This window comes from Chryseosolibacter histidinae, from assembly GCF_018598225.1.
GTDB lineage: Bacteria > Bacteroidota > Bacteroidia > Cytophagales > Cyclobacteriaceae > Chryseosolibacter > Chryseosolibacter histidini.
This window is the reverse complement of sequence record NZ_JAHESF010000035.1, coordinates 1-19,318: the sequence shown is the minus strand read 5'-3', so window position 1 is coordinate 19,318 and position 19,318 is coordinate 1. Positions and strand designations below refer to the sequence as shown.

Genomic DNA, 19,318 nt, shown 5'->3' with positions numbered 1-19,318 from the left:
TGAGACATGAGATCTGCGACCCGGGAACAGGTGCTCTTCTCATATCCGATTTATTGTTTTACGATTTTTTTGGTGATCACGATATTATCCTGGCCGTACAGTTTCAGCACATACAATCCCTGAGGCAACTGGGCAACGTTGATCCGATCATCGCCACGGAAGGGCTGCAGTGCCCTTCTGAAGATCACTTTTCCGTTGAGGTCGTGCAGTTCAGCCATATGTAACGGAAGCGTGCTGGACTCGATGTTGATCACATTGTCAGCAGGATTGGGATACACCGAGATAGCTTCGGCAAGGTTCTGTTCGACGCCCACCATAACCAATACATTCACGGTGACATCGTCGCCACGTTTCCGGCATCCGCTGCGGGTGTTGGTGGCAAATACCCGAATAGTTCCCTGTGTTTCTACTTCCGCTTTGGGCCACTTTACGGAAACCTGATCGTTCTGGTCATCGACTGTATAACTTGTGCTCTTGTCAATCGACCACGCGTAAAGATTATCTGCATCACGGTTTTCGATGGCATATATTTGCTCGGAGTTGGCTGCTACGGTTGTTTCGCCCATGATCACCGGCGCGTCGATGTCTTCGACTTTCACGGTCAGGGTTCTGGTTTCGCTTGCACCACACTCATTGTAAGATCTAACGTTCAGTGTATAATCACCGGCGTTCTTAAAATAGAGCTCTACAGATGAAGGGCTATCCTTTACCGGTAGCCCGGGGATATCCCAGGAATAGTTTCCACCATAATTGACCGGCAGCGAATAGGTCTGAACATCGCCGGCGCAAACAACCTCTCTTCCGGAGATGTATCCGGGGCGCAGGGGTTTGGCACGTTTGTTCTCGTATCGTGCCACGTATCCCTCCTCGCCTACGAGGTAAATATTGTCATCCCGGAAATCCACGGCGGTGGGTTGCTCCGCGCCCCACAAATACAACTGTTCCCAGGTTGCACCGCCATCCGTTGTCTCATACAATGAGCCGGAGTTGACGATAACGTAGCCATGCTGCTCGGTCATAAAATTCAATTCCTGAATTTCGCCATTGAACTGCACGAAGATGTTCTGCCAGGTAACGCCACCATCGGTAGTTTTGCTGAAATTTTTTCCGCCCTTGTATCCGGTCTGTTCGTTCACAAAGCATATCGACCTGAATACGATGCTTGACAGCGGATCGCGGGTATAGACCCTGGTCCAGCTTACGCCGCGATCGGTTGTCTTGTACACAGATCCGAACAAGTCCATGACGAATCCAAGATCAGCAGAGAGGAAATACATGTCTATGATGGTGATCGATTCGCCGAAAGGCATGTAGGTCCATGTGAGTCCGGCGTCGGTGCTGCGATAGATCGACGAGCCATAGTTATACGTGAAGACAAGGTCCCGGGTAGCCGCATACAACTCGCCCAGCGGCTTATAATCGTTATAATCGACAACCGGTGTAAAGACCTCGGTGATGGTTTCTCCTCCATCGGTAGAGCGGTAGATGCTTTTGTTATCCGAAAACAAAGCGGTTGTTTCATCGAGGAACTGCGCGGTGCCAACCTGCGTGGTCCAGCTGACAGGCTTCCAGGTGATGCCTCCGTCACTGGTTTTGAAATTCTGGTAAGACGAACAGATAAATCCCGTTGATGGTGTCGGGAACGAAACGGCGTAATGAGTACTATTGCCCAGGGCCTGTAACTGTTGCCATGTTTTGCCATCGTCGGCGCTGACGCTCAGCGACCTTCCGCCATTGCCGGACCACGAGTTTGCAGGGGCCTGCGTTGCATACAATTTGTTATTATGAATGACCAGCCCGGTAGTTGTTTCGCCTGACACATAATTCAAGGTCCAGTTTTTACCACCATCTGTTGTCCTGTATAAAATGCCCGATCCGAGCATATAGCCTTTTTTATCGTCGATGAACCTCACCAGCCGGGGGCTTACGTTGGTCTGGAGCTCTACCTTTTGCCAGGCCGCGCCGCCGTTACTTGTATAGAAGAATCCCGAGTAGGTCAGCAGGAATCCTTCATTTGCATTCAGAAAGTGAACGCCGATAAAGCCACTCAGAAATCCGAGGGAACTGAGGTTGATCTTCTCCCAGCTTTTGCCACCATCGGTGGTTTTGACAAGGTCATAGCCCGTAGTAGCAAAGCCTTTATCCTTTGTTTCAAACCAGAGGCTGTTATAATTGTCATTGAATGAACCGCCAGACTTGCGTACCTCCCAGGTTTTGCCACCATCGGCTGTATAATAAAGGCCTCCTCCGGCCGCGACATATCCATTGGCCTCGTCTAAAAAGAAAGCGCTGTAACCGCCACTGGTTGTGGAAAAGGGCACATAAAGTTGTGACCAATTGTAGCCGTTGTCATCGGATTTTAGCATCCCATTATCACCCAACACATAGCCTGCGTTACCTTTAAAGATGATCTTTGACAAACGGGTGTTGTATCCCATGCTGGTAACGACCCAGGAATGACCATCGTCGTCGGACCGATGGATCTCTCCCATCGACGTGATGACAAAAAGTTTACCTTCTGAATTCACGGCAATATCGGTGAGCCCGTAATCCAATCTTTCACCTTGTATCGCACAATCTTTTTCTATGGAGGCGGTGAGCTGGTTTTGAATCTCGATGGTGAACAAAGCTTCTTTCACCTGCTGGTCAGGAAGGGTGGCCCTTACCCGGATGGTGTAATAGTCCCTGTCACCGAATACGAATTTCTTTTTCGTTTTCAGCTGGGCGCCCAGAATAGAGAACTCCTTGTTATGGGTATCACCATCACCTGATACCAACGCGTAAGCAGTGCCTGCCTGCGCTCCGGGTATCGAGAACGTACCGACGACAGTTCCTTCGGGTTGAAGTTCCATGACGGCACGATTCGATAGTGCTATCGGCTTTTCCGCTTCGGAAGCCTTGATGTAACGGAGCAAATTGTTTTTAAACGAATCACAAAAACCCTTTTGCGTTTCACTCACTATGGCGGCAAGCTGTATCACGATCTTACCTTCATTATCGTCGCCGGAGTAGATGGTGAGAGTGCCACTTGTACTTCCGGCTCTCACAGGCTGCATCCATACTTTGATGCTGGTTTTTTCTCCCGGCTGCAACACTTCCGGAAGGATTCCTTCCAATCCAAAATCGCTTCCGATGACCTGGACCGAGCCCAAAGGCAGCGCTTTTTTACCATCATTCGAAATCTCCAGGGTTCTGAAGCTGCACCCGTTTATGGGCGTGTTATAAAATGGCACGGATGCCTGGATTGGAACGGTTTGACCGGTTTCGACTATTTTCACATTGATCTCCGGGGCGGGCGCTGTACTCCACAGGGTGGCTGCAAACTGCTCAGCCGTGACGAAATAAACGAGGCTGCCATTGCTGGAGAACCAGTGAGGCAAGCCGCCCAAATTGGTAGACAGGGCCATTTCAAACTTTGTGCCTTCGGTGGTTCCATCCGTTGACCACAGGCTGGGGGCGCCATATTCTACAGGCGTGCCGGCGAAATACAATCTGTCATTGGCAATGACCGGTTCATTGGGAAGATTGTAGGGGCGCGTGATCTCCACGTCATGCACTTTGGCTGTACCGGCTACTGTTCCATCCGATTTCCAAAGGGCGCTCTTGGTTGGATATCCACTTCTGAAATAAACTGCGTTGTTGAAGACCTTAAAATTCTCCATACCGGATTCTGACATGTGCCGCTGCCAGGCAAATGACCTGAGCATGGATGTTCCCGCCAAGGTACCATTGGTGACCCACAACTCTTCGGTCTCTGCAACGTTGTCATAATCTTTGCGGAGTGTAAAAAACAGCTTGTCGCCCATGGCCGTGAAGTTGGTGATCTCATGATTACCATACGTGGGCGTTTTCACGTCGAAAACTTTTGTCCATACATTGGTGGCATGGTTGAGGGCATAGAGCTTGATGTGGTTGTCGTAAGTGCTGCCCCGCATGGCAAAGAGCTGCCCCCCCGTGGTGAAGAGTCCCTTGAAGTACGTGTCTTCGATATCCAGTGGCAGATCGAAATCACCGGTGGCAGTGCCATCGGTCCAGTATAAAATGTCGCTGCCTTTGTAGTAGTAGAGCTTTCCTGCAGCGGAGGTAACATGCGCTATCCGGCCAGTATAGCTGAGCTGGTCTACAACGGTTGCGTTCCCTTGTTCACCCGTTGTCTTGTACAGTTTGCCATCGGCGGAAGTGAAGTACAGATGGTTTTGAAAGATCGTGAAATGCTGTGGCGATGTGCCCCCGTAATAATCATTGGGAGGCGTAAGATCGGCCACCATTACGGTGCCGCTCGTAGTACCATCACTATACCAAAGCTCAGACTGATATTGAGATGTATAGGCGCCGAAATAAACTTTTCCCTTGAAGGTAATGAATTTGCTTATGCCGGAAGCTCCATAACCAACATTGAAATCTTTCAGCAGTTTAGTACCCTCAGGTGTGCCATCTGACACCCAGAGCTCATTGCCGATGTTGCCATCATCAGCGCAAGCAAAGACCTTATCACCCAGCGCATAAGTCAATGAAATAGAACGGAAATTTTTAAGGGGGGTCTGCGCAACGGTTGCAATGAACGTCAGGCAGAGCCAGGTAATGGCGAGGGCAGGTATTCTAAACATCAAAAACCAAATGTCAAAGATAAGAATTTCCAGGGAATCGGAGCACCATACATTTTGAATTAAAACTGCTTTTCCAAACAATGCATCATCGAATGATCTGCAGGTGCTCCAGGTGTTTTTCCAACAACAAAACTTTTCTGCCGGAGCTTTTAAAAGAGAGCTTCTCGTATAATCTTTTTGCCGCCAGGTTCCCTTCTTCTACCAGTAGGCCCAGGGGTTGGTTGCGCCGGGTCACATATTCATCGATCAGGAATTGTAAAAGACCGGTGCCGATGCCTTTACCACGGTGTGCGGGGTGAACGCCCAACGAATCGATATAATATTCCCCGTCCCGGGTCTCATCTTCGGGGGTAACGGATCTGTTGAATTTATTCTTTATATAATCAATGACGGGTTGCCTGAGCGCATGCAGGTGTGCTCCATTATAAACGTTGACGGCAGCCACTACACTTCCCGCCTCTTCAACAACCCAACAGTTTTGCCAGGAGTACTGGTTGTTTTCTCTCTCCGCAAAATAGCACATGAATGCAAGGGCCTTTTCGCTGTTCTCCTCTCCCATCAGCCTGAAGACGATCTCTTCCATCGCCAGCAATAAACAGGAGGCAATGTCTTCCGAGTCTGTAACAAAGGCTTTTCTGATAACCATCATAATGACGCGCCCGGATCCAGCTTAGCCGTGACCTGCTCAAAAAGGGATGTGGCCTTTTCTTCATCCATGTGCGTGTGCCATGTATTCTGAGGCATTACTGCGATAACAGGCCCTATTTTGCAGCGGTCCGTGCAACCTGTTTTGATGACCTGCATTTTTCGTTTTAAAGATCTCTCTTTAACCGAGCTTTTCAATCGCTTATAAAGCTGCTTGCCGCCATGTTTTTTACACTTGCTTCCGCAGCAAACATAAAGAACACACGCTGGCGTATGGGCGTAAATTTTTGACACGCGCCAAAGTTAAGAAATTAAAAAATGTGGTAGGGTTCAGTCTGAAGACTGAGTTTAATTGGGGCACAAGTGACCTTGCGCGCTCTGCTTACACACAACACTTGCGCCAGCAGCCGTGCGCCTATTGAACAACGGGCCGCAGCGCTGTGATAACTTCTGTTGAAACCCAATACACGTCGTCCCTGCTGGCGTAAAAGAGATATTTGCCGTCGGGGCTTACGTACGGACAGAAGTCGTCTGTTTCCGTGTTGATGGTGTTGCCCAGGCTTTGCGCGATGGTCCAGGTGTTGTCGGGGTTGCGGAAGCTGACGTACAGGTCGCCGCTGCCGAGGTTGTCCGGGCGTTTTGCCGAAAATACCAGGTACGATTCATCGGGGGCAACAAATACATCCGCTTCGTAATAGGGAGAATTGATAGCCGTGTCAAGCTGTATGGAAGGCTGAAACTCATCGGCGACGCGTTCCGAAGAATAGATGTCGTAGTTTTCCTTTTCGAGGCTATCGGCAACGTTGGAAGCGAAATACATTTTACCCTTGCTGGTGAAGGATATGTAGTATTCGTTCTTCCCGCTGTTGATGTTCTTACCAGCGTTGACCGGCGCAGACCATCCACCGGATTGCCGTTCGATATACCAGATATCATAATCTTTTTTAGATGTCTGGCCATCGAGTGGTTGGTCTGAGATGAAGAAGAGCTTGCTTTCGTCGGGAGTCAGGAACGGGTCGTTGTAACTGTAGACGTCATGGATCAGGATAGGCTTCGGCTCGCTCCAGCTACCGTCTTCAACTTTCATCATGCGGGTCTCCGCTTTTCCATCCTTAAAAACGCCATAGTAGAATTCAGTCAGGTCTTTGGAAAAGATAGCGCCGAATTCGAAGTCGTCTTTGGTTGAGATCACGCCAGGGGCAAAGATCGCCGGCGTTTTTCCGGGCGGCGTTTCACCGAAGTACGTTGTTTCTTTTTTAGCGCAACTGATGATGGTTGCACAGGCTATGAGGAAGGAAATGGATGAAAGGATCTGATTGGATTTCATAAAGGAAATGGGAGGCAGTCTGAAGACTGCGGTGGTTTAAGGCACAAGTGAGCCGCCGCACAATCTCACACACAACACTTGCGCCAGTGGTGCAGGTTGATTTGGGCACAAGTGAGCTACAGCACATCCTTACGCGCAACACTTGCGCCAGGCGCCAGTCAATTTAAGAGCGGATGCCGAAGAATTCTAAAACAAGTTGAATGGGGTTCAGGCCACCGGATCCGCCGGTAGAGCCGCCTGTGCTGTCAGCTTTTTTCATGTGTTTCAAGGGGTTAGGTGAATACATTAATGTTTTAAGATCCAGGGCCTCCGTTGTCAGGAGCGCCGGATCGTTGCTGACGAATATAGGTACTACAATGGTGAATGGCAAATACCACACCTCAAATCATTATGACCATCAAACGCCGGATCGCCTCAACAATTCTGCCTTTGCCCAAAGAAGAATATTTTTGACCATTTCCATGTTGCCTTCGCGGTGGCGCCGCAGCCAAAAGCCGTACATCCAGGCTTCGTTGCCCCAGTCATAACCGGTGATGTAATTTCCGCCGGAGTACCCCTCGCGCATGCACAGGTTGTCGTGCAATGGAAAGCCGGCTTCATAAAAATATTCGGCAGCCGAGAGATTTACGTCCATGTTGCCGAGGTAATAGAAGCGGTCTTCCCAGAAAGGTGTTGCCTCAACTTTGGCATGGTACAACAGCAGCTCGTCTATAAAAAGCAACGCATCGTTGTACTCCTGCCGGGTGATGGTCACCTCGCCGGAGATAAAAGGTTTGACTGCATTCCATACCTGCTCCATCATGGTGGCGCTGCGGTCATCGAACAGGAACGCGTAGTAAGACCGGTTACGGTACCAGGCATCGTCACGCCAGCGGTCTTGGGCGTCTATGCCATATTCCTGTTCGAAAGAAAGCTTCCGGTGGATGTACCAGAGCTTGCGGCGTGTGCGCGTGAGTGACAGAACTTTGTCATAGTCGGGACAATTGTCAGGCATGAAACTCACAACGTCCGATCCTTCTTTCCATGTTTCGGTTTCCTGCGTCCAGTCCACCGGTGACAAAAAATCGCGTCCGAACTCCAGCACACTGTAGCTGGCGTAGTTCATTTGCCCTGGGTCTCTGACGTTGAAATATTGGTTTGCAGCGAAATAGCCGAGGTTCTCCTGCTGGCGCGGAACGGATAATGTTGCGATCCCGGAGGTCCAGGCGCCAGTTGGATAAGTGAATTGCTCTGTTGCCGGATCTTCTTCGGTTTCTTCAGAAGCCGTTTCTTCTTCGGATTCTTCTTCCCCGGCGACCTGCATTTCTGCGCTGACACTGTTCTCCTCCGATGTTTCGTCCGATTGCTCTTCCAGGGATGGCTCTTCGGCTGCGCTGCCAGGTCCGCCGAAGGTGCACTCATTAAAGACCACGTTTTCGTTGTCGCGCTGGGCAATCGACTGCGCCTCGTCAAACATGAAGGTACAATGCTCGAAGGTGATGTTGGTGCAGTTGCTCAATTCTACGAGGTGCTGGTTGGCATACTGCGCGCTGAAGCTCACGTTGACGAATGTTATGTTCCTGCAATTTGTCAACTTCAGCACGGGGGCATGCTGCCTGAACATGACGAGCTTCAGTTCCATGAAGTTTCCACCGCGCACTGTCAGATCTTTCCGCTGGTCCATTTCCAGCGATGCGGACAGGGCAATCAGGCCTTCGCGGTCAACCTGGGCACTATCCGTTGTTTGAAGCTGCGTATTGAATTGTCCTTCATACGTGGATGCGCGGTTGTAGACGTACACTGGCAGCAGGGAATCGTCGCCGGAGGTTTGAAGTGTGGTGGAATCGGCCGGGGTCTCTGAGGTTTGATCAGGTTTTGAACAGGATGCCAGGAAAAAGATGATCGTAAAAGCGAAGGCAAGGGGTCTCAGCATGGAGTACTAAAATCGTTTTTTGTGGGAATGTGGCGGCAAATTTATCGGATCAATACGGAAGTACCATCCTCAAAAAGGGTGATTTAAAGGAGAAGGAGGCACAAAATGGTATCTCGCGTGCGCTCCGATCAACGCCGGGCGGGATTGCCGGTCTTTTTATGCACGACTTGTCAACAAACTGAATAAAAAGATTCCACAAAAGCTTGATTAGTTCATTTATTCGAGCTTTTTTTGTGGATAAGTTGTGGACAAGTGCTCTAAACGTTGCCACACTTTTTACAGAGAGTTACCAATATTTAAAAAGCTTGCCAGGGATCTACAGGAAAACGCTATGGCAAAAACGCAAATCACACTAGACCCTGTGCAAGCTTTATTTATTGGCCAAACTACAAAAAATTAGCTCTCCTTTTCAGCCGTTTTCATCACCGCCTGTGTCCCGCGGATCACTTTACGCGGAAAATTTTCAATGAATCTGCGAACATCTGCGCAATCTGCGGGAAATGCATTGGTACATTTTTTTTGCCCGTACTGGTTTGGGTCCAGTGTTAAACCTTAAACAAAAAGCGGGTATGAGCAAGCAGATCTTCAATAGAACAATCACTGTGGATGGCGTGGATATTTTTTATCGCGAGGCCGGCGACAGAAAAAATCGATCACTGTTGCTGCTTCATGGGTTTCCTACTTCGTCGATCATGTTTAAAAACCTGATGACCGCACTGGCTGACAGGTTCCATCTCGTGGCCCCGGACTATCCGGGCTTTGGATTCAGCGGCTTCCCCGACAAGACCAGGTTTGCGTACACGTTTAAAAATATAGCGGAGTACATCAACAGGTTTACCGATGCGATTGATCTAAGATCTTTCACGATCTATCTTCATGATTACGGCTGCCCTATCGGCCTTCGGATATGCGTGGATCACCCCGAAAAGATAGAAGGGATCATTGTTCAAAACGGTAATGCCTATCTGGAAGGAATAGAACTAATATGGGATGAGATAAGGGAGTATTGGGATCACCCTACCGAGGAGAAAAGGAAGAAGGTCTATGCCTTTTTAAGCAAGGAAGGTACAAAGGACCAGTATTTCGCCGGGTTATCAGAAGATATGCACGACCGGGTAAGTCCCGAAGCCTGGATCCATGACTGGGAACGCATGAGCAGGCCTGGCAATCTTGACATGCAATATGAATTAAACTGCGACTACAAGCACAACATTGAAATGTTCCCCGTGTTCCAGGAGTACTTTAGAAAATTCCAACCCCCTGCCCTGATCATCTGGGGTAAAGACGATGTATATTTTGATGTGGCGGAAGCTCCCTGTTATACAAGAGATCTGCCCGATGCACAGGTACACATTGTTGATGGCTCGCATATGGTTCTGGAAACAAACTTCGATGAAGTATCGGAGCTCATCAGCAATTTTATGTCTTCAAAATCGAAAGCCGCTATTTCTCAAGTGCGTCAAAGGAGTACGAGCGTTTGATCATTCTGTTTGTGCAGTCTGAAGACTGCGATCATGGTGGGCACCAGTGACGCGACGCACTCGCCATGCGCACAACCATTGCGCCATGCGGAGTACGAGGTACGAACTACGAGGTACGGGGTACGGGTGAGGAACCGACAATGCTCTCATAAACTTCCTCAAAAGTTTTTCCTTTGTGCTCTGCCCAGAGCTTGGAGAATTTGATCTCGATGCCTTTGAGAAGCTGGATGCTCAGGCTTTTGTCGTCTTCAGCGAGGTCGTTCATGATCATCCGCGCATTTTTTGTTATCCGGGCGTAGCAAATTTCAACGGTCTTCTCCCCTTTTGTTGTGAGCTCTACACGCTTTGAACGTTTATCTTCTTTATCGCTATACTCTTTTATGAGTCCGCGCTTCTGCAAACGCTTCAGCATGTCAGTACCGCTGGAAAGCTCGAACAAACTCGCGTAGATCACTTCGGTTTTTTTCGGGTTCTTATTTTGTTTGATATAAGTGAGCATTCCGAATTCCTCGATCTGGTTTACCCCGGTGCCCTCCAGCGCTTTATTAGCATACACCATGTTGAGCTTGCTGATCCGTCCGATGATCTTCATCAACAGGCCATCATTGAACGAAGGCACCACGCCGCCTACCAGCGCACCTTTTACCGGTTTTTCATTCTGATGCGCCAGGTAGTACCGGCAAAAATCGGCGATGTCACCGTCAGGATGTTTTGCCTCATAGGCACCCCATACATTCACCAGCTGTACTGTCCTGTTCATTTTGTGTGTCGTTTAGAAATTACTTCGGTTACGTAATAAATCTCCGGCTTTCTTTTTCAGTTCCATTCTATCACTTCGCAAACGTAATACATTTACCCATAAAACAACGAAAACGTATTAAAATACTATGAGCACACAAAAAACAAAAACGCTGTATTGGGTGGCGAAATCGTTCATCAGCTTTTTTATGGTCTTCTCCGCCTACTACTCATACAGCCATGCCGAAGACCTGAGGGCGCTTGGTTTTCCGGACTATTTCAGAATTGAGCTGGTGATAGCAAAAGTTGTCGGCGCGATCTTGCTTCTCATTCCACAACTGCCGTCAAGAATAAAAGAATGGATCTACGCGGGATTTGGAATCACCATGATATCGGCAATGATCGCACACATCTGCAGCCACGACCCGGTCTCGAAAGTACTTTTCGTGGCTTTCGATTTTATGCTGATTGTGATCAGTATCCGGTATGTGTATAGGGTGGAGCACCAATACGAGGCACGTTAAAGGTACGATTTACGAGGTATGACGGCACAGGTGAGTTTGGGCGCTGGCCTCGCACACAACACTTGCGCCAGGACGAGATACGAGGTACGATTTAAAAAAAACAGATAATCATGAATCAACATATTTATAGCGCAACCCTGGTTGTGCACGTTGTCGGCATTGTGCTTATGGCAGGCACTGCCTTTATTGACCTTTTCACGTTTCGCTATTTCTGGAAGCGTTATGGAGAAGATAAAGAACAAGGTCTTGTTGTCGAAAATATAGCATTCGGACTGCAGCGATTTATGGGCGTGGGGATGCTGCTGATCCTGCTGTCGGGCATCGGGATGATGGCATATCTTCACCAGGTTTGGGGTCAGCAACTTTGGTTCCGTATCAAAATGGCTGTGTTAGTTCTCATTATTGTCAATGGCCTTGGGTTGCGAAGAGCGTTGGGCAACAAGCTGCGGCGGATCCTGGGCGCTGATGCCACTACCGACGTCGCACTTCAACTCTCAAAAGTAAAGGCAAGGATGACGATCATTCAATACCTGCAGTTGCTGCTTTTCATCGTCATCTTTACACTGAGCGTCTTCAAATTCAACTAACGCACCTGATGAATCAACAAAATTCACGATGCTCCATTGTTGTTATCGGAGCCAATGGAGGAACCGGGCTTCAGCTTGTAAAAATGGCGTTGCAAAGAAATCATGACGTGACGGCTATTGTCCGGAATCCTGCGCGCTTAAAAATGCACCATCCCAACCTTACTATCGTTCAGGGAGATATTCTGCAACCTGAGACCTACCGGGTATCGTTGGTCAATAAGAATGTTGTTATTTCCGCGATCGGCACCCGCAGCACCGCGGCAACAACACTGTATTCGCGCGGAAGCGAGAACATATTGAAGAGCATGCAGGACACCGGTGTTACCCGTGCGTTTTTTATCTCCGCTTCCGGACTCGAGGTCAATCCATCCTTCAATTTTCTGATGCGCATGGCTACCAAACATCTTCTTCAACGAATATTGCGAAACATGTATGATGATCTGGAAAGAATGGAGGCCATTGTTAAACGGAGCGATCTCGACTGGACAATTATGCGTCCACCCAGGCTCACCAATGCTGAAGTGACGGGCCGCTATCGATTTTCAGTGAACCGTTACCTTGATCACGGCATGGTGATTTCCAGGGCAGACCTCTCCCATTTCATTTTGGAGAATATTTACAATTCCGATATTTATCAGTCGACAGTTGAGGTCGCGTATTGAGAAGGTTGAGGTATATGACGAGGCAGTCTGAAGCCTGCGTTCATGAGGGGCACAAGTGACCTCACGCGCTAACCCTGCACACAACACTTGCGCCAGCCAGGCTGTCGTATTCAGCCATCCAGATTGTCGCATTTTACACTGCCAAGGCATGATTCTGTTGACGAGATTTGTATCGCAATAAATACATCAGATCATGAGAAAATTAAAATTGCAAGTGCAGATAACTGTTGACGGATATGTTGGTGGCCCCAGCGGTGACCTTGACTGGCGGACCTGGAACTGGGACGACAAGCTGAAAGCGTTTGCGTATCCGCTGCGTGATGCTTGTGATACGATCCTTCTTGGAAGAAAAATGGCGGAGGCTTTTGTTCCGCATTTTGAAGAGACGGTGAACAAACTGAAAGCCGACAACGGCGACAAAGCACTGGATGAACAGTTTGCCTACGCTTACAAGATGGTAAACATGCCGAAAATTGTCTTCAGCAAAACCATAAAAACACTGCAAGGCAAAAACGTTTCCGTAGAAAATGGCGACCTCGTAACGGCCATCAAAAACCTCAAAAGCAGAGAAGGCAAAGACATGATCGTGTACGGCGGCGCTGAATTTGTTTCGCACCTTGTCAAAGAAGGCTTGATTGACGAGTTCAATTTTTTTGTGAACCCTATAATGATCAACAAAGGCTTGCGGATCTTTGACCTGTTGGATCATCGGCAAAAACTTACACCGGTCAGCGCAACGGCTTATGCGTGTGGAATTTCTGTTTTGGTGTTTAGACTTGATCGTGAGACGAGCGGTGCAGTCTGAAGACTGCATGGATTAACGGCACAAGTGACCTTACGCGCTGGCTGGCGCACAACACTTGCGCCAGCCGAATTACGAGATACTCGGTGGAAACAGTTTCCAGTTTCCTTCGGAGATGACTTCGATGGTGTTGTTGGTCACTTTGATGGCGGTTTGATCGTCAATGGCGTATGACGGGACGGGTATGGTGGCGGCCAGCTTCTCAAGGTTGGCCAGGGAGTTGTCGGGAAACCATTCGTGATCCAGGTGTGGGTGCAGGGCGAAGTCAAGAATTCCCAACGATTTATCGCTTTCGGCTGGGAGGGTATGATTACGGTAGCTGGTTCCAAAGCGGGTCATGATCATACTGCCTGCGCTCAGGCCTACGTAGACGGTCTTGCGCAGCACCGACGGCAAAAGATCGGTGAGCCCGGACTTCTGCATCCAGTAGCACAAATACTGGCAGTCGCCACCGCCGACCAGCAAAGCATCCGTCTCCCGGAGTATGGGAACCCACAGCTCCTCTTTAATACTTGGCAGCGCCGTGAGCTCGAGCAGTCCCAACGATTTCCAGCCCAGGTCACAGAAGGGGTCGCCCAATGATCCGCAGATCACCCTTCGTACGATATCGCCACCGTTGGGTATGCCATATATGGCGGTGGGAATGAAAAGGGCACTCGCTTCGGAAACCGGTTTGCCCAGCAGATCAACCAGTGCGTTGCGAATGCTCGTGTTGCTGATGCCGGCGGACGTGAGAAGCAGCTTCATTATTTAACGAATGGTTTCGTAGTGAACAGTCATAACGCCTGATTTCAGCGTTTTTGCGTCTAATAATTTCAGTTTGCTTTTTACGTCGTTGTTTTTGAACACGCTGAGACCATCACCCAGTATGATAGGATGTATCGTCAGCTTGTATTCATCAATGAGGCCCAGCTTCATAAAAGTTGCCGACAGGCCAGGGCTGCCAAATATTACGAGGTCTTTTCCTGGTTGCTGTTTCAGCTTTTTCACCTCTTCAGCAACATTGCCTTTGATGAGCCGGGTGTTATTCCAGGTTACTTCGTTCAGGGTTGTTGAAAACACAATTTTAGGTATGTTTTCCACCCATTGAGCATGTTGCAGCGCCTGTTTAGGAGCGTCGGGTTTCTTCAACACGGTTGGCCAGTAACTTTCCATCAACTGATAGGTGGTCCGTCCATATACAGGTGAACCTACAGTTTTAACCAATTCATCGGCGTATTGCTGCAGCTCTTCATTATAGGTTAAAAAATCCAGTCCGTGGTTGGGATCTGCTGCAAATCCATCGAGGGAAACGTGCATGAATAAGACTAATTTTCTCATGTTGTTCTGTTGTTTATCGGTTATTATTAAAAATTCTCAATGTTAACAGCTCAGCAGCCATTGATGCCCATACCGATCCTGAAGCACACCAAACAATGCGCCCCAATAAGTATTTTCAGGCGTATGGATCTCTGTTCCGCCGGGCAACAGTTTTGCATAATAAGCTTTTAATTCATCTTCATTGCTGCACCGGAGCATTAAAGAAATCGCGTTGCCTGTAGTCAATCCCTGCTCACTTACCATATCAGAGCCAATCAGAATAAGCTGGTCGTTTACCAGGGTGGCCTGCACAATGAACCGCTTCATAGGCCCGGGCAACTGATCGGCGCCAGGCAACTCTCCTACCGTTTGAAACGTAAGTGTACCACCAAAACACCCCCTGTAAAAGGCCATCGCTTCGCGGCAATTGCCATTGAAAGTCAGGTAGGTGTTTATTTTGGTCATTTCTTTAATTTTATGTCCGGTTTGATGATACAAAGCTATTCCCGACGCCCAAGACTATGCGGCGGGTTTAGTGACAATCATGGGGGGATATTATGCCAAACCAAAACTCATTCATTTTATTTATATGAAACATATTTCGATCATCGTACCGCTTGGGCAAAGCAGCCTGGTAAATATCGAAGGGAGCCTGCAGATACTTTCGGAAACGAACGTGTTGCGCGCAGCAAAAGGTGAAGATCCGCTGTTCCATATTCAGCTGGTAGGACTGACGCGCCACGTGCCCCAGCGAAACGGTCTGTTCACCATTGTGCCCGATGCGTTGATACAGGATGTAAAAAAGACCGACCTCATCATTATTCCCTCTTTGCAGGGCAACCAGCCTAATGCCGCTGAGATGAATAAGGAATTTATTCCCTGGATCAGGCATCAGTACGAACAGGGTGCTGAAATCGCCAGTCTTTGCATCGGGGCTTTTTTTCTGGCGGCCACCGGACTACTCAATGGTAAACCCTGTACCACTCACTGGCTGCTGGCCGATGAGTTTAGAAGAACGTACCCCGAAGCAAAGCTGATGCCCTCTGAAATTATCACCGATGAAGATGGCTTGTATACCAGCGGCGGCGCCTTTTCCTACCTGAACCTGCTCGTATATCTCATCGAGAAATATGCAGGCCGCGATATGGCCATCAAAATCGCCAAGAGCTTTGTAATCGATATCGACAAGGTAAGCCAGTCGCCCTTCATCATCTTTGAAGGTCAAAAAGACCATACTGATGAAGAAATAAAAATGGCGCAGGAGTTTATCGAAAGGAATTACCTGGAGAAAATAACCATCGATCAGCTTGCCGATAAATTTGCGATCAGCAGAAGGAATTTTGAGCGCCGTTTTCAGAAATCAACCAACAATACGGTTAATGAATATGTGCAAAGGGTTAAAGTGGAAGCGGCGAAAAGAAAACTTGAATCGAGCAGAAAGAACGTTAGCGAGGTGATGTATGAAGTAGGCTATACGGATACCAAAACCTTCCGCGATGTATTTAAAAAGATAACGGGTTTAACACCGGTTGAATATCGAAATAAGTACAATAAGCAGGAGGTGATGGGGTGATTGCGGGGCAGTCTGAAGACTGTATTCATGGTGGGCACAAGTGAGCTTCCGCGCTTGGCTTGCACACAACACTTGCGCCAGTCGCAGTACTGTGTGGTTGAGGGAACTAAGTTCCCCGGAGAGGTTATGCTACGAACCAGGTTTTAAAAGACGCCGGAAGAAACTTCCGCGCCAGAGGGGGATTACGGGGCAGTCTGAAGACTGCAATCATGGTGGGCACAAGTGAGCTTGCACGCGTGGCCCGCACACAACACTTGCGCCAGTCGCAGTACTGTGTCGGTTGAGGGGAACTAAGTTCCCCGGAGAGGTTATGCTACGAAGCAGGTCTTAAAAGGCGCCGGAAGAAACTTCCGCGCCAGAGGAGGTGCAGTCTGAAGACTGCAATCAATAGGGGCACAAGTGAGCTTGCACACCTGGCTTGCACACAACACTTGCGCCAGCCGTGTTAGAAGGTCTTCGCGGCCCAGCGGACGTACCGGTTGTTTTTGTTGCCGTACATGATCAGCTTTTTGCCTTTGTAGAGAACACAATCTTTGGGGCGTATGGTGACCTCGGCATCTTTGGTGGTGTACATGACCTCTTTGGTTTGTTTGCCGTCGGGGGTGATCTTTACGAGCACGTTCTCTTTAAAGTTGGGCTTGCCCATGTTGGCGAAGGCGAAATATTTGCTGCCGTTGTATTCCGTATAAAAATACGAGGCGTTGAAGATCTCCATATCGACGGCCTGCTGACTTTTTTCAACTTTATAAACGCCGGTGATCGCGCCTGCCGCGTTCACATCAATGACGGCAAGGTCATCCATGTGGTTAACCGTGTAGAAAACATTTCCGTTTCTTTTCTGCTGCGCTACATTGCGCTCACCGATCAATGTGTAACCGCCATTTTTATTGAATTGAATATCGCTCAGTATAAACCGGTAGCTTAGAAACTGGTCTTTGCCGGCAGCCAGGCCTACATTCTTGATCGAAATATCACTCGGCATCAAAAAATCAGCGCCAAAGTCTTTCTTGCCTGTTTCTGTAACGGTGTTTGTTTTTGTATTCACTTTGAGGCAGACAGCTCCCGACGGCAAGTTCTCATCGTTGTCGGAATAGAATCCGATCAGCAGAAGATTTCCATCCGCGCCGATACCGAGATCAAGCGCATTATAAAAGGTTTTTTCGGCCGGAACAGGAATGATCTTCGAACCTCCGTTGCTGTCAAATCTGACAATGCGATGATCATAATTCGCCTTGTATTCCATCGACCGGGTTGCAGAAAGAATATTGGTCTTTTTTAAGGACGCGTTCTTTGAGTAGTCCTTTTTGTTATCGAAAAATCGCGTAAGCAAATAGACCTCACCTTTATTGCTGACTCTGAACTGATCGAACATGTAGATACCGTCAGACATATCCAGGCTGCCATCCCATGTATACATTTCTTTCATACCCGCATCCAGCAGAACATAGCCAAACGTAAGGATGGAATTCTCATCGTTGACAAGGCTGTAGGAGATCAACAGCTTTGATTTGTCACGTGATGGCTCTGCCTTGAAGATCGCTCTTTCATAATCTCTTTTCAGCTTCGCGAACGACAGCTGTACCACCTTTTTTGGTGAAGTGAGCGAAAGGTTCTTTTTATCAAGCTCCTGCGCATAGAAGGTAACGGTCTTTGCCTTTTTCTCCTCGACGGTGGAAAACACCATGATCTTCCCGTTGATCTCCTGGGTGAACTCATAGTCCGATTCTTTTCCATCAACGCTGAAGTTGGCTACTTTTTTATTGACCAGCGCTGCGTGCTCGTTGATCAACGCAAAGTAGAAATCCCTGTCACCCACCACAGGACCGGAGATCACCTCAGAATACGGGATCATCAGATAGTAGGCTCCCTGCTCGTCCTGCCCGATCGGCTCAATATCGGCCCAGCTTTCTTTCATGGTTTGTTTTACCATCTGGCCAATTTCCACTCCGTTTTGCGCCCATGTAAGGGTGGGCACCATGGATGCCAGGCAGATACAGGCAAGGACTGATAATCTCATCTTCATAACGCGGGCGGGTTTGTGTTTTATTGTTCGCAAACATATCAGAAACGCACTGGAGTAAATGAATAAAATGGCGCTTAAACTTACATCCAAAGGCTTGCGTGTTGGGGGAACTAAGTTCCCCTGAATAGACCCTGCTACGAAGCAGATTTTTTAAAAGGCGCCGGAAGAAACTTCCGCGCCGGAGGGGGTGCGGTCTGAAGACTGCATTGATGATGGGCACAAGTGAGCCTGCGCACTGGCCATACGCACAACACTTGCGCCAGCGGGGCTAACTGCTATCTACAAAAAAGTTTAAACTGCACCTGTTCTTGCTCGTGCTTTCTCCGGATTTTGGCCGTTGTCAAAATTTGGAACGATGAACATATCAGACAAAATATTTGTGATCGGGGCTGGTGCCATTGGTAAGGTACTCGCAGTATTGTTAACAGACGTTCGCCGGAATGTCAGCCTGCTACGCGCCACTGCTCCTGATGCCGAGAGCGAGTCGCAGGAGGTAAACATCCTCATTGAAGGAAGAAAAAGTGTAGCGGCCACCGTACCTGTTTCGGGTTTGAATGCATGCCATGAGCTTGCCGGGATCATTGCTGTCACCAGTAAGTCTTACGGGAACCGTGACGTTGTGGACATGCTGAAGGGCAAGATCGGAAATTCGCCGATCGTTATTTTACAAAATGGCCTGGGGGTTGAGAACGTTTTCCTGGATGCACTACCGAACAACGTTTATCGTTGTGTGCTGTTTGCCACCAGTCAATTCGATTCTTCAGCCATGCTGCATTTCAAACCGGTATCAACGTCTCTCGTCGGCATTGTGCGCGGAAATGAGGGTGAGCTGCGGGCTATTGTTGAAGCACTCAACAGCCCGATGTTTGCGTTTGGTACCGAAAAAGATATTCAACGTGTTGCCTGGAAGAAAAGCATCGTGAACTGCGTTTTCAATTCGGTATGCCCGCTGCTGGAGACCGACAACGGCATCTTTCACCGTAACCCGGACGCGCTTCTGTTGGCGAGAACGATCGTAGAACAATGTGTGAAAGTTGCCAACCTCGTCAATATTCAGCTCACCACGGAAGAAACAATCCAAAGCCTGCTCACGATCAGCAAATTCTCGGATGGACAACTGATCTCGACTTACCAGGAT

At 48.7% G+C, this 19,318-nt stretch carries 17 protein-coding genes; 7 read left to right on the top strand and 10 right to left on the bottom strand.

What is annotated here, in order from left to right; all coding sequences use genetic code 11:
* Nucleotides 1-50 precede the first annotated feature (50 nt).
* From KK083_RS24815 to KK083_RS24795, 5 genes are all read right to left on the bottom strand, one after another.
* Nucleotides 51-4,607, bottom strand: a complete 4,557-nt coding sequence (locus KK083_RS24815; RefSeq protein WP_254168510.1) for a YCF48-related protein — start codon at nucleotides 4,605-4,607, stop codon at nucleotides 51-53.
* An 85-nt stretch (nucleotides 4,608-4,692) separates the two neighbouring features.
* Nucleotides 4,693-5,256, bottom strand: a complete 564-nt coding sequence (locus KK083_RS24810) for a GNAT family N-acetyltransferase (protein ID WP_254168509.1) — start codon at nucleotides 5,254-5,256, stop codon at nucleotides 4,693-4,695.
* On the bottom strand, nucleotides 5,253-5,546 hold the full coding sequence (locus KK083_RS24805; protein ID WP_254168508.1) for a (2Fe-2S) ferredoxin domain-containing protein: 294 nt from the start codon (nucleotides 5,544-5,546) through the stop codon (nucleotides 5,253-5,255). Before KK083_RS24805 ends, KK083_RS24810 begins: the two co-directional genes overlap by 4 nt.
* Nucleotides 5,547-5,667: 121 nt before the next feature.
* The gene (locus KK083_RS24800; protein WP_254168507.1) at nucleotides 5,668-6,579 is read right to left on the bottom strand and encodes a TolB-like translocation protein; all 912 of its coding nucleotides are present in this window, start codon (nucleotides 6,577-6,579) and stop codon (nucleotides 5,668-5,670) included.
* Nucleotides 6,580-6,976: 397 nt separating this feature from the next.
* The gene (locus KK083_RS24795; RefSeq protein ID WP_254168506.1) at nucleotides 6,977-8,491 is read right to left on the bottom strand and encodes a right-handed parallel beta-helix repeat-containing protein; all 1,515 of its coding nucleotides are present in this window, start codon (nucleotides 8,489-8,491) and stop codon (nucleotides 6,977-6,979) included.
* Nucleotides 8,492-9,060: 569 nt separating this feature from the next.
* On the opposite strand from KK083_RS24795, the gene KK083_RS24790 reads away from it, so the two are divergent.
* On the top strand, nucleotides 9,061-9,972 hold the full coding sequence (locus KK083_RS24790; protein WP_254168505.1) for an alpha/beta fold hydrolase: 912 nt from the start codon (nucleotides 9,061-9,063) through the stop codon (nucleotides 9,970-9,972).
* A 106-nt stretch (nucleotides 9,973-10,078) separates the two neighbouring features.
* Here the strand turns inward: KK083_RS24790 and KK083_RS24785 are convergent, their stop codons facing one another.
* Complete coding sequence (locus KK083_RS24785; protein ID WP_254168504.1) at nucleotides 10,079-10,732, bottom strand: MarR family winged helix-turn-helix transcriptional regulator; 654 nt, start codon at nucleotides 10,730-10,732, stop codon at nucleotides 10,079-10,081.
* A gap of 127 nt (nucleotides 10,733-10,859) precedes the next feature.
* Between KK083_RS24785 and KK083_RS24780 the strand changes: the two genes are divergently transcribed.
* From KK083_RS24780 to KK083_RS24765, 4 genes are all read left to right on the top strand, one after another.
* Nucleotides 10,860-11,234 carry a DoxX family protein gene (locus tag KK083_RS24780; RefSeq protein ID WP_254168503.1) on the top strand — a complete coding sequence of 125 codons (375 nt, stop codon included), beginning with the start codon at nucleotides 10,860-10,862 and terminating at the stop codon, nucleotides 11,232-11,234.
* Between the two features lie 110 nt (nucleotides 11,235-11,344).
* The gene (locus KK083_RS24775; protein ID WP_254168502.1) at nucleotides 11,345-11,821 is read left to right on the top strand and encodes a hypothetical protein; all 477 of its coding nucleotides are present in this window, start codon (nucleotides 11,345-11,347) and stop codon (nucleotides 11,819-11,821) included.
* 8 nt (nucleotides 11,822-11,829) lie between these two features.
* On the top strand, nucleotides 11,830-12,483 hold the full coding sequence (locus KK083_RS24770) for an NAD(P)-dependent oxidoreductase (protein ID WP_254168501.1): 654 nt from the start codon (nucleotides 11,830-11,832) through the stop codon (nucleotides 12,481-12,483).
* 193 nt (nucleotides 12,484-12,676) lie between these two features.
* Complete coding sequence (locus KK083_RS24765; protein WP_254168500.1) at nucleotides 12,677-13,288, top strand: dihydrofolate reductase family protein; 612 nt, start codon at nucleotides 12,677-12,679, stop codon at nucleotides 13,286-13,288.
* Between the two features lie 69 nt (nucleotides 13,289-13,357).
* On the opposite strand, the gene KK083_RS24760 is transcribed toward KK083_RS24765, so the two are convergent.
* From KK083_RS24760 to KK083_RS24750, 3 genes are read right to left on the bottom strand one after another with little or no spacing between them, the layout of a single operon-like run.
* Nucleotides 13,358-14,032, bottom strand: a complete 675-nt coding sequence (locus KK083_RS24760; protein WP_254168499.1) for a Type 1 glutamine amidotransferase-like domain-containing protein — start codon at nucleotides 14,030-14,032, stop codon at nucleotides 13,358-13,360.
* A gap of 3 nt (nucleotides 14,033-14,035) precedes the next feature.
* Nucleotides 14,036-14,605 carry a dihydrofolate reductase family protein gene (locus KK083_RS24755; RefSeq protein ID WP_254168498.1) on the bottom strand — a complete coding sequence of 190 codons (570 nt, stop codon included), beginning with the start codon at nucleotides 14,603-14,605 and terminating at the stop codon, nucleotides 14,036-14,038.
* A 42-nt stretch (nucleotides 14,606-14,647) separates the two neighbouring features.
* Nucleotides 14,648-15,049 carry a VOC family protein gene (locus KK083_RS24750; RefSeq protein ID WP_254168497.1) on the bottom strand — a complete coding sequence of 134 codons (402 nt, stop codon included), beginning with the start codon at nucleotides 15,047-15,049 and terminating at the stop codon, nucleotides 14,648-14,650.
* A 124-nt stretch (nucleotides 15,050-15,173) separates the two neighbouring features.
* On the opposite strand from KK083_RS24750, the gene KK083_RS24745 reads away from it, so the two are divergent.
* Nucleotides 15,174-16,157, top strand: coding sequence for a GlxA family transcriptional regulator (locus KK083_RS24745; protein WP_254168496.1), 984 nt, complete (start codon nucleotides 15,174-15,176; stop codon nucleotides 16,155-16,157).
* A 445-nt stretch (nucleotides 16,158-16,602) separates the two neighbouring features.
* Here the strand turns inward: KK083_RS24745 and KK083_RS24740 are convergent, their stop codons facing one another.
* Nucleotides 16,603-18,180, bottom strand: a complete 1,578-nt coding sequence (locus KK083_RS24740; RefSeq protein WP_254168495.1) for a hypothetical protein — start codon at nucleotides 18,178-18,180, stop codon at nucleotides 16,603-16,605.
* A 355-nt stretch (nucleotides 18,181-18,535) separates the two neighbouring features.
* On the opposite strand from KK083_RS24740, the gene KK083_RS24735 reads away from it, so the two are divergent.
* A partial coding sequence (locus tag KK083_RS24735) for a ketopantoate reductase family protein (protein WP_254168493.1) occupies nucleotides 18,536-19,318 on the top strand: 783 nt, incomplete at its 3' end.

Coding starts and splice junctions, on each gene's coding strand:
- KK083_RS24815 (WP_254168510.1), bottom strand. CDS start 4,607: ATGTTTAGAATACCTGCCCTCGCCATTACCTGGCTCTGCCTGACGTTC.
- KK083_RS24810 (WP_254168509.1), bottom strand. CDS start 5,256: ATGATGGTTATCAGAAAAGCCTTTGTTACAGACTCGGAAGACATTGCC.
- KK083_RS24800 (WP_254168507.1), bottom strand. CDS start 6,579: ATGAAATCCAATCAGATCCTTTCATCCATTTCCTTCCTCATAGCCTGT.
- KK083_RS24795 (WP_254168506.1), bottom strand. CDS start 8,491: ATGCTGAGACCCCTTGCCTTCGCTTTTACGATCATCTTTTTCCTGGCA.
- KK083_RS24790 (WP_254168505.1), top strand. CDS start 9,061: ATGAGCAAGCAGATCTTCAATAGAACAATCACTGTGGATGGCGTGGAT.
- KK083_RS24785 (WP_254168504.1), bottom strand. CDS start 10,732: ATGAACAGGACAGTACAGCTGGTGAATGTATGGGGTGCCTATGAGGCA.
- KK083_RS24780 (WP_254168503.1), top strand. CDS start 10,860: ATGAGCACACAAAAAACAAAAACGCTGTATTGGGTGGCGAAATCGTTC.
- KK083_RS24775 (WP_254168502.1), top strand. CDS start 11,345: ATGAATCAACATATTTATAGCGCAACCCTGGTTGTGCACGTTGTCGGC.
- KK083_RS24770 (WP_254168501.1), top strand. CDS start 11,830: ATGAATCAACAAAATTCACGATGCTCCATTGTTGTTATCGGAGCCAAT.
- KK083_RS24765 (WP_254168500.1), top strand. CDS start 12,677: ATGAGAAAATTAAAATTGCAAGTGCAGATAACTGTTGACGGATATGTT.
- KK083_RS24760 (WP_254168499.1), bottom strand. CDS start 14,032: ATGAAGCTGCTTCTCACGTCCGCCGGCATCAGCAACACGAGCATTCGC.
- KK083_RS24755 (WP_254168498.1), bottom strand. CDS start 14,605: ATGAGAAAATTAGTCTTATTCATGCACGTTTCCCTCGATGGATTTGCA.
- KK083_RS24750 (WP_254168497.1), bottom strand. CDS start 15,049: ATGACCAAAATAAACACCTACCTGACTTTCAATGGCAATTGCCGCGAA.
- KK083_RS24745 (WP_254168496.1), top strand. CDS start 15,174: ATGAAACATATTTCGATCATCGTACCGCTTGGGCAAAGCAGCCTGGTA.
- KK083_RS24740 (WP_254168495.1), bottom strand. CDS start 18,180: ATGAAGATGAGATTATCAGTCCTTGCCTGTATCTGCCTGGCATCCATG.